Annotated in this window: 13 protein-coding genes; 2 read left to right on the forward strand and 11 right to left on the reverse strand. The window is 73.2% G+C overall.

Annotated features, from left to right (window positions below; all coding sequences use genetic code 11):
* Positions 1-119: 119 nt before the first annotated feature.
* The 8 genes from AB0M39_RS24455 to infC form a co-directional block, all read right to left on the reverse strand.
* The gene (locus AB0M39_RS24455; RefSeq protein ID WP_365367799.1) at positions 120-1,154 is read right to left on the reverse strand and encodes a PP2C family protein-serine/threonine phosphatase; all 1,035 of its coding nucleotides are present in this window, start codon (positions 1,152-1,154) and stop codon (positions 120-122) included.
* 244 nt (positions 1,155-1,398) lie between these two features.
* Positions 1,399-3,909, reverse strand: coding sequence for a phenylalanine--tRNA ligase subunit beta (gene pheT / locus AB0M39_RS24460; protein ID WP_365367801.1), 2,511 nt, complete (start codon positions 3,907-3,909; stop codon positions 1,399-1,401).
* A complete protein-coding gene (gene pheS / locus AB0M39_RS24465; RefSeq protein ID WP_365367803.1) occupies positions 3,909-5,036 on the reverse strand; it encodes a phenylalanine--tRNA ligase subunit alpha in 1,128 nt (375 codons plus the stop codon). The genes pheT and pheS overlap by 1 nt, the downstream gene beginning before the upstream one ends.
* Positions 5,037-5,151: 115 nt before the next feature.
* Entirely contained in the window at positions 5,152-6,273 is a 1,122-nt protein-coding gene (locus AB0M39_RS24470) for an ATP-binding protein (RefSeq protein ID WP_365367805.1), read from the reverse strand.
* Positions 6,274-6,372: 99 nt separating this feature from the next.
* Entirely contained in the window at positions 6,373-7,212 is an 840-nt protein-coding gene (locus AB0M39_RS24475; protein ID WP_365367807.1) for an RNA methyltransferase, read from the reverse strand.
* Between the two features lie 275 nt (positions 7,213-7,487).
* Positions 7,488-7,880 (reverse strand): 50S ribosomal protein L20, encoded by a 393-nt coding sequence (gene rplT, locus AB0M39_RS24480; RefSeq protein WP_266478373.1) that lies wholly within the window; start codon positions 7,878-7,880, stop codon positions 7,488-7,490.
* Positions 7,881-7,989: 109 nt separating this feature from the next.
* On the reverse strand, positions 7,990-8,184 hold the full coding sequence (gene rpmI, locus AB0M39_RS24485) for a 50S ribosomal protein L35 (RefSeq protein ID WP_142216133.1): 195 nt from the start codon (positions 8,182-8,184) through the stop codon (positions 7,990-7,992).
* Positions 8,185-8,305: 121 nt separating this feature from the next.
* The gene (gene infC / locus AB0M39_RS24490; RefSeq protein ID WP_365367810.1) at positions 8,306-8,974 is read right to left on the reverse strand and encodes a translation initiation factor IF-3; all 669 of its coding nucleotides are present in this window, start codon (positions 8,972-8,974) and stop codon (positions 8,306-8,308) included.
* A 376-nt stretch (positions 8,975-9,350) separates the two neighbouring features.
* Here infC and AB0M39_RS24495 point away from each other — a divergent pair, with 376 nt between their 5' ends.
* Complete coding sequence (locus AB0M39_RS24495) at positions 9,351-9,713, forward strand: DUF1844 domain-containing protein (RefSeq protein WP_365367812.1); 363 nt, start codon at positions 9,351-9,353, stop codon at positions 9,711-9,713.
* Between the two features lie 83 nt (positions 9,714-9,796).
* Here AB0M39_RS24495 and AB0M39_RS24500 read toward each other — a convergent pair whose 3' ends face one another.
* On the reverse strand, positions 9,797-10,528 hold the full coding sequence (locus tag AB0M39_RS24500; RefSeq protein ID WP_365367814.1) for an SseB family protein: 732 nt from the start codon (positions 10,526-10,528) through the stop codon (positions 9,797-9,799).
* A gap of 23 nt (positions 10,529-10,551) precedes the next feature.
* Here AB0M39_RS24500 and AB0M39_RS24505 point away from each other — a divergent pair, with 23 nt between their 5' ends.
* Positions 10,552-11,154, forward strand: a complete 603-nt coding sequence (locus AB0M39_RS24505) for a serine hydrolase (protein WP_365367816.1) — start codon at positions 10,552-10,554, stop codon at positions 11,152-11,154.
* Between the two features lie 145 nt (positions 11,155-11,299).
* Here the strand turns inward: AB0M39_RS24505 and mycP are convergent, their stop codons facing one another.
* The gene (gene mycP / locus AB0M39_RS24510) at positions 11,300-12,505 is read right to left on the reverse strand and encodes a type VII secretion-associated serine protease mycosin (RefSeq protein ID WP_365367818.1); all 1,206 of its coding nucleotides are present in this window, start codon (positions 12,503-12,505) and stop codon (positions 11,300-11,302) included.
* Entirely contained in the window at positions 12,502-13,287 is a 786-nt protein-coding gene (locus tag AB0M39_RS24515) for a hypothetical protein (protein WP_365367822.1), read from the reverse strand. The genes mycP and AB0M39_RS24515 overlap by 4 nt, the downstream gene beginning before the upstream one ends.
* Positions 13,288-13,501 lie beyond the last annotated feature (214 nt).

The raw sequence follows: 13,501 nt of genomic DNA on the forward strand, positions 1-13,501 counted from the left end.
CTCGCGTCGTCTGCCCTGCTGATCTGCCCGACACTCCGCGGCAGGGCGGGCGGCGCCGGCCGTAAGGCAATCCCCCGGTTGCCGATTGCCGCGCATGGCTGAACAGATACTGCCGAAGGCTAGCGATGGGAGGGTTGTGGCCGGGTACGGCGCGGGGCGGTGTCCCCGGACTGCGTCGGCGCCCGCGGGCGGTCATTGCGCAGCACCACGAGCGCCACATCGTCGGCGAGCCGCCCGCCGGTGTGGCGCAGCAACTGCGAGTGCACCGTGGCGATCACGGCGGCGGGCGACACCGGAGGGCCGAGCGCGGCCTCGCCGAGCACGGCCTCGAGCGCGAAGAACTTCCCCGTCGCGTCCCGGGCGTCCGCCGCGCCGTCGGTGTGCAGGAACAGCGCCTCGCCGGGCTGGAGCCGGGCACACCGGTGGAGCGGCGGCTCGGCCGGGAGCGGGAACATCCCGAGCGGCGGCAGCGGGTCCGCCGAGGCCAACGGTGTCGCGCCCTGGCTCAGCCGATACGGCCAGGGGTGCCCGCAGTTGAGCGCCAGCACGCTGCCGTCGGCACCGATCTCCAGCAGCAGCACGGTGACGAACTCCTCCGCCGACGGGCCCTCGGGCTCGCCCCCGCCGGCCGAGGGGTGCTCGCCCGTCGCCCGCTCCCGCACATGCCGCTGCACCGCCCGGTCCAGCCGCCTCAGCACGCCGGTCAGCTCCGGCTCGTCGTGCGCCGCCTCGCGGAAGCTGCCCAGCACCGCGGCCACCGCCCCGATCGCCGCCAGGCCATGGCCTCGTACGTCCCCTATGACCAGGCGGACGCCGTACGCGGTGGCCACCGCCTCGTACAGATCCCCGCCGACCGACGCCTCCCGGCTGGCCGACAGCTGGTTCGCGGCGAGCGTCAGACCGTCGAGGCGGGGCGGCAGCGGGCGCAGCAGCACCCGCTGGGCGGCGTCGGCGACTTCGCGGACCCTTCTGAGCTCGCGGTTCAGTCCATGGCGCACTCCCAGCACCAGACCGCTGCCGGCCGTGAAGAAGACGACGCCGGTGAACACCCGCTCCCCCAGGCTCTCCGGATAGTGGGGCGGGCAGGCGATCTTCCAGGTGAGAGCGGCCGCGCCCCACGCGGCGGGCAGCACCACCGGGAGCAGCCGGCGCACCCGCGATCGCTCCGCCCGCGCGGGCCTGTTCCACGATGAGGTCCGAAGGGGACCCCGAGCCCTGATTCGGATCATGCGGATGGTCCCCTCATAGGCCCGGTCCGTCGTGGCGGCCCGCCCTTGGCAGCCGCGTCGATTCTGTACACCGGCACGGGCCGAACGGAACGACGTCAGGAGATCTCACCCAAATGAGTGAGGGGAGCATCCGGTGGTCCGGATGCTCCCCTCAGCTGCGCAGGAACGGTCAGGCGCCGCGCAGCGCGGCCCCCGAGCGCTCGGCCGCGAGCGCGACCGCCGCGTCGCGGGCGGCCGACGCCTCGTCGACCGTCAGCGTGCGGTCGGCGGCGCGGAACCGCAGCGCGTACGCCAGCGATTTCTTGCCCTCGCCGATCTGCTCGCCCTCGAAGACGTCGAACAGCCGGATGGACTCGAGCAGTTCGCCTGCGCCCTCGGCGAGCGCCTTCTCGACCTCGGCGGCCGGCACGTCCTTGGCCACGACCAGGGCGACGTCCTGGGTGGCGACCGGGAACGCGGAGATCCGCGGCGCCTGGAGCGCGCCCTGGGCGGACCGCTCGAGACGGTCCAGGTCCAGCTCCATCGCGCAGCTGCGCGCGGGCAGGCCCAGCGCCTTGACGACGCGCGGGTGCAGCTCGCCGGCGTAGCCGACGACCTCCTCGGCACCGTCGATCACGACGGCGAGCTCGGCGCAGCGGCCCGGGTGCCATGGCCCGTACTGGCCCTGGCGGACGATCAGCTCCGCCTGGGCCTCGCGGGCGACGGTCCGGGCGGCCTCGACCGCGTCGGCCCAGTCGGCCGGACGGCCCTTGCCCCACCAGCCGGCCTGCTCGCGGGCGCCGGCGAGGACGGCCGCGACATGGCGGGGCTGCACGGGCAGCACTCCGCTCAGTCCGGCGATCTCCTCGTCGGTGGGCCTGCGGTGGACCGGCAGCCGTACCGCGATGCCCTCCTGCGCGGGAGCGCGGAAGACCAGTCCGGTCTCGAAGAGCGCCAGGTCGTGGCTGCCGCGCCCGTCGTTGCGGCGCAGCGCGCCGAGCAGCCCGGGCAGCAGCGTGGTGCGCAGCGCGGGCTCCTCGTCGGAGAGCGGGTTGACCAGCGTGACCAGCCGGCGGTTCTCGTCGTCCGCCGGGATGTCCAGCTGGTCGAGGATCTGCTCGCCGAGGAACGGGTAGTTCAGCGCCTCGACGAAGCCGGCGCCGGCCAGCGCGCGGCCGACGCGGCGGTGCAGCCGCTGGCGCTCGGTGAGCCCGCGGCCGGACGGCGGCGTGGGCAGCGTCGAGGGGAGGTTCTCGTACCCCTCGAGGCGGATGACCTCCTCGGCGAGGTCGTTCGGCTCGCCCAGGTCGGGACGCCAGGACGGGACGGTGACGACCAGCTCGTCCTGCCCGTAGACGTCGCAGCCGACCTGCTGGAGACGGCGTACGACGGTCTCGCGGCCGTACTCGACGCCCGCGACGCGGTCCGGGTGGTCGGCCGGCATGGCGATCGTGCGCGGCGCGGACGGCGCGAGGACCTCCGTGACGCCGGCCTCGGCGGTGCCGCCCGCGAGCAGCACCAGCAGGTCGACGGTGCGCTGCGCCGCGGCGGCCGCGGCCTGCGGGTCGACGCCGCGCTCGAAGCGCTTGGACGCCTCGGAGGCCAGCTTGTGGCGGCGCGCGGTGCGGGCGATGGAGATGGGGTCGAAGTGCGCCGCCTCGACGACGACCTCGGTGGTGGCGCCGGCGGTGTCGTCGTGGTCGGCGATCTCGGTGTTGGCGCCGCCCATGACGCCCGCGAGGCCGATGGGCCCGCGGTTGTCGGTGATCACCAGGTCTTCGGCGTCCAGCACGCGCAGGGCGCCGTCGAGCGTGGTGAGCTTCTCGCCGGGCGCGGCGCGGCGCACCCCGATCGGCCCGTCGAGACGGGAGCGGTCGTAGGCGTGCAGCGGCTGGCCGAGCTCGAGCATCACGTAGTTGGTGACGTCGACGGCGAGCGAGATGGGGCGCATCCCGGCCTTCTGCAGCCTGCGCTGCAGCCAGATCGGGGAGCGGGCCTCGGGCTCGAGACCGACGACGGTGCGCGCGGTGAAGCGGTCGCAGCCGATCGGGTCGGAGATCTGCACGCCGTAGCCGTACGAGTTCGGGGCGGGCACGTCGAGGAGCGCCGGGTCGCGCAGCGGCAGGCCGTAGGCGATGGCCGCCTCGCGGGCGACGCCGCGCATCGACAGGCAGTAGCCCCGGTCGGGAGTGACCGCGATGTCGAGGACCTCGTCGACCAGCTCGAGCAGCTCGATGGCGTCCGTACCCACCTCGTGCTCGGGCGGCAGCACGATGATTCCGGCGCCGTCGTCGCTCATGCCGAGCTCGCCGCCGGAGCAGATCATGCCGTGCGAGGTCTTGCCGTACGTCTTGCGCGCGGCGATCGCGAAGTCGCCGGGCAGGACCGCGCCGGGCAGGACCACGACGACCTTGTCGCCGACGGAGAAGTTGCGCGCGCCGCAGACGATCTCCTGCGGCTCGCCGGTGCCGTTGGCCATGCCGACGTCGACGGTGCAGAAGCGGATGGGCTTCTTGAACTCCGTCAGCTCCTCGATGGTGAGGACCTTGCCGACGACGAGGGGGCCCTTGAGCCCGGCGCCGAGCTGCTCGACGGTCTCGACCTCGAGGCCGGCGGAGACGAGTTTGGCCTGGACGTCGCGGCCGGTCTCCGTCGCCGGCAGGTCGACGTACTCCCGCAGCCAGGAAAGCGGGACCCGCATCAGATCTCCATCCCGAACGGCCGGGTGAACCGGACGTCGCCCTCGACCATGTCTCGCATGTCCTCGACGTTGTGGCGGAACATCAGCATCCGCTCGATGCCGAACCCGAAGGCGAATCCGCTGTACTTCTGGGGGTCGACGCCGCAGGCGACGAGCACCTTCGGGTTGACCATGCCGCAGCCGCCGAGCTCGATCCAGCCCTCGCTGCCGCAGGTGCGACAGGGCCGGTCCGGGTTCCCGACGGACTCGCCGCGGCAGACGTAGCAGACCATGTCCATCTCGGCGGACGGCTCGGTGAACGGGAAGAAGTTCGGGCGGAGCCGGGTCTTCATGTCCGGGCCGAAGAGCGCCTGGACCATGTGGTCCAGCGTGCCCTTGAGGTCGGCCATGGTCAGGCCCTCGTCCACGGCGAGCAGCTCGATCTGGTGGAAGACCGGGGTGTGCGTCGCGTCCAGCTCGTCGGTGCGGTACACGCGGCCGGGCACGACGACGTAGACCGGCGGCTCGCGGTCGAGCAGCGTGCGCGCCTGGACCGGGGAGGTGTGCGTGCGCAGCACCACGCCGGACTCGTCGTCCGTGGTGCCCTCGGGGCCCTGGACGAAGAAGGTGTCCTGCATCTGGCGCGCGGGGTGGTCGGGCACGAAGTTCAGGGCGTCGAAGTTGAACCACTCCGCCTCGACCTCGGGACCCTCGGCGACCTCGTAGCCCATGGACACGAAGATGTCCTCGAGCCGCTCCATGAGGGTGGTCAGCGGGTGGCGGGCGCCGGCCGGGACGCGGTCGTGAGGCAGCGTGACGTCCACGGCCTCCTCGACCAGCACCCGGGCGTCGCGGTCGGCCTCGAGCTCGGCCTGCCGGGCGGCCAGGGCCTTGCTGACGGCGCCGCGGGCCTGGCCCACGCGCTTGCCGGCCTCGGCCTTGGCCTGCGGGGGCAGGGCGCCGATCTCCCGGTTGGCGAGCGCGAGCGGCGAGGCGCCGCCGGTGTGCGCGACCTTCGCGTGAGCGAGCTCTTCGAGGTCGGCGGCGGCCGCGAAGGCGGCGAGCGCCTCGTCCCGCATGCGCTCGATCTCTTCCGGTTTCAGTGCCTCGACCTCAACAGGGTCGTACGACTTATTGGGTGCGGACATCTCTTCCCGTACTTCCGATGGGCTGGCTGGGGCCCCCGCTCGTCGACCGAGGACGCAAAGGTGCCAAAGGACGAGTCTAACGGGGTGTGGGGAGGCGAATGCGCCCGTGGGCCGCCTAGCCGAGATAGGCCGGGGCGCCGACGGGCAGAATAAATCGGAACTCGGCGCCGCCGCCGGGGCCGCGACCGACCGTGATGGTCCCGCCGTGCGCCTCGACGATGCCCTTGACGATGTACAGGCCCAGGCCCGTGCCGCCGCGCTTGCTCCCCCGCCAGAAGCGGGTGAAGACACGGCCCATCGACTCCTCGGGGATGCCGGGGCCTTCGTCGCTCACGGTGACGGCCGTGCCTTCCTCGTCGTCCTTCGCCGCTGCCGGCGCCACCTCGATGGTGACGGTTCCCTCGCCGTGGCGCACCGCATTTTCGAGCAGGTTGCCGAGCACCTGGTCGATCTTGTCGGGATCGGCCCACAGATCGGGGAGCCGGCGATCGATGCGCACGAAGAAGCGGTCGGGGCGCTGGCCGCTGGCTATCTGCGCCTGGATGTGGCGTCCGACGGCCGCCGCGACGTCGACGGGCTGCCGGCGCACCTCGAGCCGTCCGGAGTCGATGCGGGAGATGTCGAGCAGCTCGGCGATCAGCCGGGTGACCCGGTTGGCGTCGGCGTCGACGGTCTCCAGCATCAGCCGCTTCTGGTCGTCGGTGAACCGCTCCCACTTGGCGAGCAGCGTCGCCGTGAAGCCCTTCACCGAGGTGAGCGGCGAGCGCAGCTCGTGGGCGACGGTGGCTATGAGCTCGGCGTGGCTGCGCTCGTTGCGGCGGCGGGCCTCGGTGCCGCGCAGGCTGACGACGAGGCGGCGTATCGGGCCGGTGGGCCGCTCACGGACGTAGCGGGCGGAGACGAGGACCTCCCGGCCGCCGGGGAGCAGCAGATTGCGCTCGGGCTGGCCCACCCGGGTGGCGAGACCGCCGTACGGGTCGGTCAGCGTCCACCAGCGGCGGCCCTTGAGGTCCTCCAGCGGCAGGACGCGCTCCAGCGGCAGTCCCAGCGCGTCGGCCTTGGTCACGGCGGTGATGCGCACGGCCGCGTCGTTGAAGCAGACGACCCGGCCCGTCTCGTCGGCGACCACCAGGCCGTCGGGGAGCTCGTCGGGGTCGATGCCGAAGACTTCGCCGCCGTCGTCAGGGCGCAGCGACGACCCGTGTGTCTCCGCGGGTCTGCTCGTCCCGACAGCCATCCCCGTCTCCCACCTCTCCGCCGGCGCAGTGGGCCCCCGAGCCCGTCACCCTACTAGCTGGAAGTGACCGAGCGGACCCCCTGAGCGAGTACTCCCCGTTCAGCGGGCACTGCCCGCGCGCTGGGCGCGCGCCGAGGCATAGAGGCATACGGCCGCGGCGGTCGCCAGGTTCAGGCTCTCGGCCTTTCCGTGGATCGGGACGCGTACGACCGCGTCCGCGAGCGCGCGGGTCTCCTCGGGCAGTCCCCAGGCCTCGTTGCCGAAGATCCACGCGGTGGGCCCGCCCATGGTGCCGGCGTCGAGCTCGTCGTCCAGGTCGTCCTCGCCCGCCCCGTCGGCGGCGAGCACCCGCACGCCCGCGGCGCGCAGCCCCTGCACGGCCTGCTCCACGGGGACGCCGACGGCGACGGGGAGGTGGAAGTGCGAGCCGACCGAGGCGCGGACGGACTTGGGGTTGTAGAGGTCGACGGAGGCGTCGGTGAGGACGACGGCGTCGGCGCCCGCGGCGTCCGCGCAGCGCAGCACCGTGCCGGCGTTCCCGGGGTCGCGTACGTGCGCGAGGACGGCGACGAGCTTGGGCCGGGCCGCGAGGATCTCCTCGAACGGCGAGTCCAGGAAGCGGCAGACGCCGACCAGGCCCTGCGGGGTGACGGTCTGCGAGACCTCGGCGAGGACCGTGTCGGAGGCGTGGTGCACACGGGCGCCGCTCGCGCGGGCGGCCTCCACGATGTCGGCGTACCGCTCGCCCGCCTCGACGGTGGTGAAGAGCTCGACCAGGGTGGGCTCGCCGCTGTGGCCGCGGTGGGCCACGGCCTCGCGCACGGCCTGCGGGCCCTCGGCGATGAACAGGCGCTCCTTGCCGCGGAACGCGCGCTTGGCCAGCCTGCGGGCGGCGACGACGCGCGGGGAACGCGGGGAGATCAGCTCGGGGGTGGGCATGTGCCTGCGGCTTCCTGACTCGGGGTCCGGGTGCTGGCCCGGACGAACCTGCGGTGGTGTCCTCGCCCGGGGCGCGGACGGAGGAGGTCGGCGCGCGGGAGGTCGGTGCGCGGGCGCGGCGCGCTGTCGCGGTCCCAGGCGTCCTGGGCCGCGACCGGCCGACCCTGGCCCGCCCGAGAGCCGGCGAGGCGCCGGGGCCGCCCCCGAGAACGGCGCGAAACGCACCGGACCCGCAGGCCCGAGGGCCTGCGGGTCCGGTCTGCTCGACGCGACCGTCAGGCTGCGGAAGCGGCCTTCGGGGCGTTGACGTCGCTCGGAAGCGCCTTCTGGGCGACCTCGACGAGCGCGGCGAACGCGTTGGCGTCGTTGACCGCGAGCTCGGCCAGGATCTTGCGGTCCACCTCGATGTTGGCGGCCTTCAGACCCTGGATGAGGCGGTTGTACGTCATGCCGTTCTGGCGGGCAGCGGCGTTGATGCGCTGGATCCACAGCTGACGGAAGTCGCCCTTGCGCTTCTTGCGGTCGTTGTAGTTGTAGACCAGGGAGTGGGTGACCTGCTCCTTGGCCTTGCGGTACAGGCGCGAACGCTGACCGCGGTAGCCGCTGGCGGCTTCGAGGATCGCCCGGCGCTTCTTGTGGGCGTTGACTGCCCGCTTGACGCGTGCCACTTGTTAACTCCTTGTAGCGGGGCTGGGATTCAGAGTCGAACTCACCCCAGCCCGGAAACGAATTGGTCCCGGTCTCGGCGTGTGCCCCCGGTCACCGGAGGCACATACGTCACTTGCCGAGAAGCTTCTTGATGGTCTTCGAGTCACCCGGGGCCATCTCGGCGTTGCCGGTGAGGCGACGCGTTAGCTTGGACGACTTGTGCTCGAGCAGGTGGCGCTTGCCGGCGCGCTCACGGAGCACCTTGCCGGAGCCGGTGATCTTGAAGCGCTTCTTGGCACCGCTGTGCGTCTTGTTCTTCGGCATCGCGCCGTTATCTCCTCGTCAGTGGCGCTCCCCCGGTGCGCACACCGGACAGCAGGAGCGTCAGATCTTGGTTTGTGGGTTCCGGGCGGACCGTGGGCTGCCTGGGTGGCAGCCCTTCGGATCACGCCTCGGAGGGCGTCTCGGACGGAGCGTCGGCCTCGGCCGCGGGCTCTTCCGAGTCCTCGTGCGCAGAGCCCTGACGTTCCGCCTTGCGGGCGGCCTGAGCCTCGCGCGCCTCGGCCATGGCCTCGGTCTTCTTCTTGTGCGGGCCGAGAACCATGATCATGTTCCGGCCGTCCTGCTTCGGGTTGGACTCGATGAAGCCGAGGTCCTCGACGTCCGAAGCGAGACGCTGCAGCAGGCGGAAGCCAAGCTCGGGGCGGGACTGCTCGCGACCACGGAACATGATCGTGATCTTGACCTTGTCACCCTGCTTGAGGAACCGAACGACGTGACCCTTCTTGGTGTCGTAGTCGTGCGGGTCGATCTTCGGCCGGAGCTTCATCTCCTTGATGACCGTGTGCGCCTGGTTCTTGCGCGCCTCACGGGCCTTCATGGCCGACTCGTACTTGAACTTCCCGTAGTCCATGAGCTTGCAGACGGGCGGACGGGCGTTCGCCGCCACCTCGACGAGGTCGAGGTCGTACTCCTGAGCAAGCTCAAGGGCCTTGGCAAGCGGAACAATCCCGACCTGCTCGCCGCTGGGACCGACAAGTCGCACTTCGGGAACGCGAATCCGGTCGTTGATGCGGGGCTCGGCGCTGATGGATCCTCCTAGGTAGCACCACACGGATGTCTGGCAGACAGCCGCGCAACGTCTGTTTGGCAAGACCAACCGCGCCGGAACGTGAAAAATGCCCCGGACGGGACACAGGCGGATGCTCCAAGAACTACCGGAACACCGCCGCGGTCAACCGCGGGGCGTACTTCGGGCGATTCCATCGTCCGTACGGAACGATGGGCACCGCCTGACCGGTGACCCGCCGTCCTAGAGGACGGCCAGGTGGGAGAATCGGAGCCTCCACTTGTGGGTCGGGCACACACGTGTCCGACCGGTCGTTACACAAGGTTAGCAGCTTCGGCTGGCTAGGGCTAACCAGGACAGGGAGCGGCCGGAACCGGGCCCCACCAGGGGACCGTGCGCCACGGGGCATATCGTGTGCCCCATGAGTGACGCGACCTCCCCCAATGAATCTCCCGACTTCGACGCGATGACCCGCGACATCGCCGAGGTCCCCGCCGTCGAGGTGATCGTCACGGTCGCGGTGAACCTGATGAGCGCGGCCGCCGTGAAGCTCGGCCTGACCGAGGACGGCGCCGAGCACAAGGACCTGGACGAGGCCCGCAAGCTGGTCCACGCGCTGGCCGGGCTGATGGACGCCAGCGCCACCGAGATCAGCTCCTTCCACGCGGCGCCGCTGCGGGACGGTCTGAAGTCCCTGCAGCTGGCGTTCCGCGAGGCGTCCCTCGTCCCGGACGAGCCGGGCCAGGGCCCGGGCGAGAAGTACACGGGACCCGTCTACGGCTGATCGCGTGCGGTTGATCGCGTGATCGCGTACGGCTGATCGCGGCATCCGCGTCTGGTCTGCGGCCGGAAGCACGGCCCCGTCTGTCACGCGCGTACGAACAAGGGCTCGCCCGGAGGGGCGGCCTCGGCCGGCAGGAGCGCCAGGTCGAGGCCCTTCACCAGGCGGGCCCTCAGTACGTCGTGGGCCGCCAGCGCCTGGGCGACGCGGCGGGCCGCCTCGGCCGGGGCCGCGTCGGCCGCGAGCACCAGGGCGAGCGTGCCGTCCGCGCTGCCCGGGCCGAGATGGGCGCGCAGCACCGCGGGCTCGGCCGCGACCGCGTCGCGCACCGCCGAGACGACGGTCGGGTCCTGGAGCGGGTCGGCGCTGGTGCGGCCCTCGGCGAGGGCGAGCAGCGCGGGACCGGTCAGCTGGTACGGGACAGGGCCCGCGAGGTCGATCACCACGGTGTCGGCCTTCTCGTGGGCGGCTGCCTGCAGCGCCTGGTGCAGCGGCACGGCGACGGGGCGGGCCTCGGGGTCCCACAGCGCGAGCGAGGCGATCGAGGTGAAGGCGGGCAGCGCCCTGCGGTCGCCGGCGGTGAGCGTGGGCACCGCCATGTCGCTGGTCTTCTCGCGGCGCAGCCCCTTCTCGTCCTCCTCGACCTCGCCGAGCACGGCGACGACGGGGACGAGCAGCCGAGCGTCCTTGAGGGCGGCGAGGACCGGGCCGTGCGCGGTGCGGTCCGCCGACCAGGCGGCGAGGGCCGCCGTCAGCCGGGGATCGGCGGTGCCGTCGTCGTCGGAGAAACCGGAGTCAGGGATGTTCTTGAGCGCCACCCGAGGAGCCTAACCTCCCGGGTATGACTGCCCGTGTCTCGGTCGCCGTCTCCCACGGCGCGGCCGTCCGCTCGTACGGCGAGGACCTCGCGTATCCCTCGGCGAGCATCGTGAAGGTCTCGATCCTGGCGGCGCTGCTGCTGGAGGGGCGCGAGCTGACCGAGCGGGAGCGCGCGCTCGCCCGGGACATGATCGTGCGCAGCGACAACGACGCGGCCACCGAGCTCTGGACGACGATCGGCGGCGCGCCCGGGCTGGACGCGGCGCACGCGCGGCTGGGGCTGACGCGGACGCGGGCGCGGCGGGCGTGGGGCCTGACCCGGACCACCGCGCGGGACCAGCTGGCCCTGCTGCGGGCGGTGTTCGACGGCCCGTACCCGTATCTGCGCACGCTGATGGGGCAGGTCGTCGCGGGGCAGGACTGGGGGGTCTCCGCCGCCGGCGGGCCGTGGGCGCTGAAGAACGGGTGGATGCCGATGCGCGAGAGCGGGCTGTGGGTCGTCCACTCGGTCGGCCGGGCCGGGGGCTCGCTGATCGCGGTGCTCTCGGAGGGGCATCCGACGAAGGAGGCGGGAATCGCCTGCGTCGAGGCGGCGGCACGCGCGGCGGTCACGACCAGGGCGTGACCAGGCGGCGGTACGGCCTCGGGGTCAGCGGACCTGGCTGCCGCGCGATATCTGCCACGGCGAGCATCAGCGCGCGGCGGTCACGACGACGGCCTGGCCCTGGAGCTGTCCGGCCTCGGGGTCACGCAGCGGTCCGGCCTCGGGGTCAGCGGACCCGGCTGCCGCGCCACAGCACCACCGCGACGGCGAGCACCAGCGCGCCGAGACCGCCCGCGAGCGGGGCGAGCCACACGGCGGGCTCCTTGGACTCGGGCTCCGGGGTGGGGCCCGCGCCGAAGTAGCGCCGGTCGAAGCCGGCCGTGGCCGCCTTCGGGTCGCCGGGACGGAGCTTGCCGGCGGCCGCGAGCGCGGCGGCGGGGTCGACCATGCCGTAGCCGCGCGCGTCGTCGCGGCCGCCCTTGGGCCGGTCGCGGGCGGTGTCGACGAGGAGCCTCTTGATCTGCGCCGGGGTCAGGCCGGGGTGGGCCGCCCGCACGAGGGCGACCGCCCCGGAGACGTTCGCGGCCGCCGCGCTGGTGCCCCAGCTCTGGTAGTACTTCCGGTCCGGGTCGGCGGTCACGACGTCGACGCCCGGTGCGCTGACGGTGGCGTACCACCGGCGGGTGGAGAAGGAGGCGTGCGTGCCGAAGCGGTCGACGGCCGTCACCGCGATCACGCCGGGGTAGGCGGCGGGGTACGAGATGCGGTCGCCCTTCTCGCCGCCGTTTCCGGCGGAGGCGACGACGACCGCGCCCTTGGCGAGCGCGTACTGCACGGCGCTGTCCTCGCCCGCCTCGGGGTGGGCCGACTCGCTGTCGTCGCCGAGGGAGAGGTTGATGACGTCCGCGCCCTGGTCGGCGGCCCAGCGGATGCCCTGGGCGAGCGCGGTGCCCCGGGAGTTGCGGGCCTTCTCGCGGGCCTTGTCGCTGCCTTCGAGGATCACGCGGATGGGGAGGATCTTCGCCTCGGGGGCGATGCCGACGACGCCGGACTCGCGGCCGGGTCCGTGGCCGTGGGCGGCGATGATGCCGGCCATCGCGGTTCCGTGGCGGGCCCAGGCGCGGTCGCCGCTGGACGCGCCGAAGCCGACGAAGTCCTTGCCGGGGAGCACGGAGCCGGCGAGATCGGGGTGGAGGTCGTCGACGCCGGTGTCGAGGACGGCGACGGTGATGCCCTCGCCCTTGGTCGTACGCCATGCCTCCTCGGTGTGCATGGCCTTGAGGGACCACTGCTGGGAGCGGATGGCGTCCGCGTGGGCGGGCGTCGCCGGGAGGAGCGCGAGGGCGGCGGCTGCGAGGGCGGCGGCGACGCGGCTCGTACGCCGTCCCGGCCGGGAGACGCGGAGCAGCGGTCGCAGGGGGCGACGGCTCATGCGGACTCCTTCGTGGCCTCGTCGACCTTCGTCCGCAGCCTTCGTTCTATGTGCCCGGCTATGCCCTCGGCCTCATGGCCGAGGCCGGCCTGGGCGGGGGCGGACGTCGCGCCCTTGGCCTTGGCCTCGTCGGCGGGCTGGGGGTCGGTGACGGTGCGTCCGTCGGCGAAGCCGGAGACGGCGTAGACGACGACGGGCGCCTCGGTGAGGACGTTCACCGTCCAGGCGGCGCGCTGCCGGTCGCCGAAGCCGGCGGCGACGGTGCCCTTGGCCGACAGGGAGCGCGGCATCAAGTCCGGACGCTCGGCGAGGCCCTGCTGGGAGAAGCGGTCGGCCAGGTCGCGCATCCCCGCCGAGTCGGCCTCGGTGAAGACCATCCCGACGGTGGTGACGCTGCTGGAGGTGGCGTCGGTGTACGTGGCGCGCAGCACCCGCGCGCAGCCGACCGGCTGCACGGTCTTGGCCAGCAGCGGGTCGAGGGCGGTGGCGCAGCCGCTGTCCGGCGCGACGGCGATCCGGGTCCAGACGCGGTCGGCGCCGCCGGGCCCCGCGCCGGGGCCCTGGAGGGTGCGCGGGAAGAGCGTGTCCACGGGGACGCTGTGCCACAGGGTGCGGGCCGCGGTGTACGCGGTGCGGTCGGCCGGGTCCGCGGTGGAGTCGCCGGTCAGCCAGCTGCCGGTGGCGGCGCCGCCGATCAGCCCGAGGCCGAGTACGACGCAGGCGGCGGCGCCCACGGTCCGTACCGGCCGGCGGGTGCGCACGGGACGGAGCCGGGTGGTCATCTCGGCCGGGGTCTCCGGCGGGGCCCAGCTCTGGTGGGCCGGGGCCGCGGGGCGGGGCGCGCCGGGCCGGGGCGTGAGGTCGACGGCGCCGACGGGCCTGCGGCGCGGGGGCGCGGCGGGGCGCCGGGGCGGGGCCTCGGGCGGCAGCGGCCCGGACACGGGTGCGGGTGCGGTCGGGGGTGCGGGCCGGGAGGCCGACCCGGTGTCCGGGCGG

The organism is Streptomyces sp. NPDC051907 (assembly GCF_040681075.1).
Lineage (GTDB): Bacteria > Actinomycetota > Actinomycetes > Streptomycetales > Streptomycetaceae > Streptomyces.

What these genes read in the sequence shown, in the direction of transcription:
- pheT (WP_365367801.1), bottom strand. Translation starts at nt 3,909, where the DNA reads ATGCGGGTCCCGCTTTCCTGGCTGCGGGAGTACGTCGACCTGCCGGCG.
- pheS (WP_365367803.1), bottom strand. Translation starts at nt 5,036, where the DNA reads ATGTCCGCACCCAATAAGTCGTACGACCCTGTTGAGGTCGAGGCACTG.
- AB0M39_RS24470 (WP_365367805.1), bottom strand. Translation starts at nt 6,273, where the DNA reads ATGGCTGTCGGGACGAGCAGACCCGCGGAGACACACGGGTCGTCGCTG.
- AB0M39_RS24475 (WP_365367807.1), bottom strand. Translation starts at nt 7,212, where the DNA reads ATGCCCACCCCCGAGCTGATCTCCCCGCGTTCCCCGCGCGTCGTCGCC.
- rpmI (WP_142216133.1), bottom strand. Translation starts at nt 8,184, where the DNA reads ATGCCGAAGAACAAGACGCACAGCGGTGCCAAGAAGCGCTTCAAGATC.
- AB0M39_RS24495 (WP_365367812.1), top strand. Translation starts at nt 9,351, where the DNA reads ATGAGTGACGCGACCTCCCCCAATGAATCTCCCGACTTCGACGCGATG.
- AB0M39_RS24505 (WP_365367816.1), top strand. Translation starts at nt 10,552, where the DNA reads ATGACTGCCCGTGTCTCGGTCGCCGTCTCCCACGGCGCGGCCGTCCGC.
- mycP (WP_365367818.1), bottom strand. Translation starts at nt 12,505, where the DNA reads ATGAGCCGTCGCCCCCTGCGACCGCTGCTCCGCGTCTCCCGGCCGGGA.
- AB0M39_RS24515 (WP_365367822.1), bottom strand. Translation starts at nt 13,287, where the DNA reads ATGACCACCCGGCTCCGTCCCGTGCGCACCCGCCGGCCGGTACGGACC.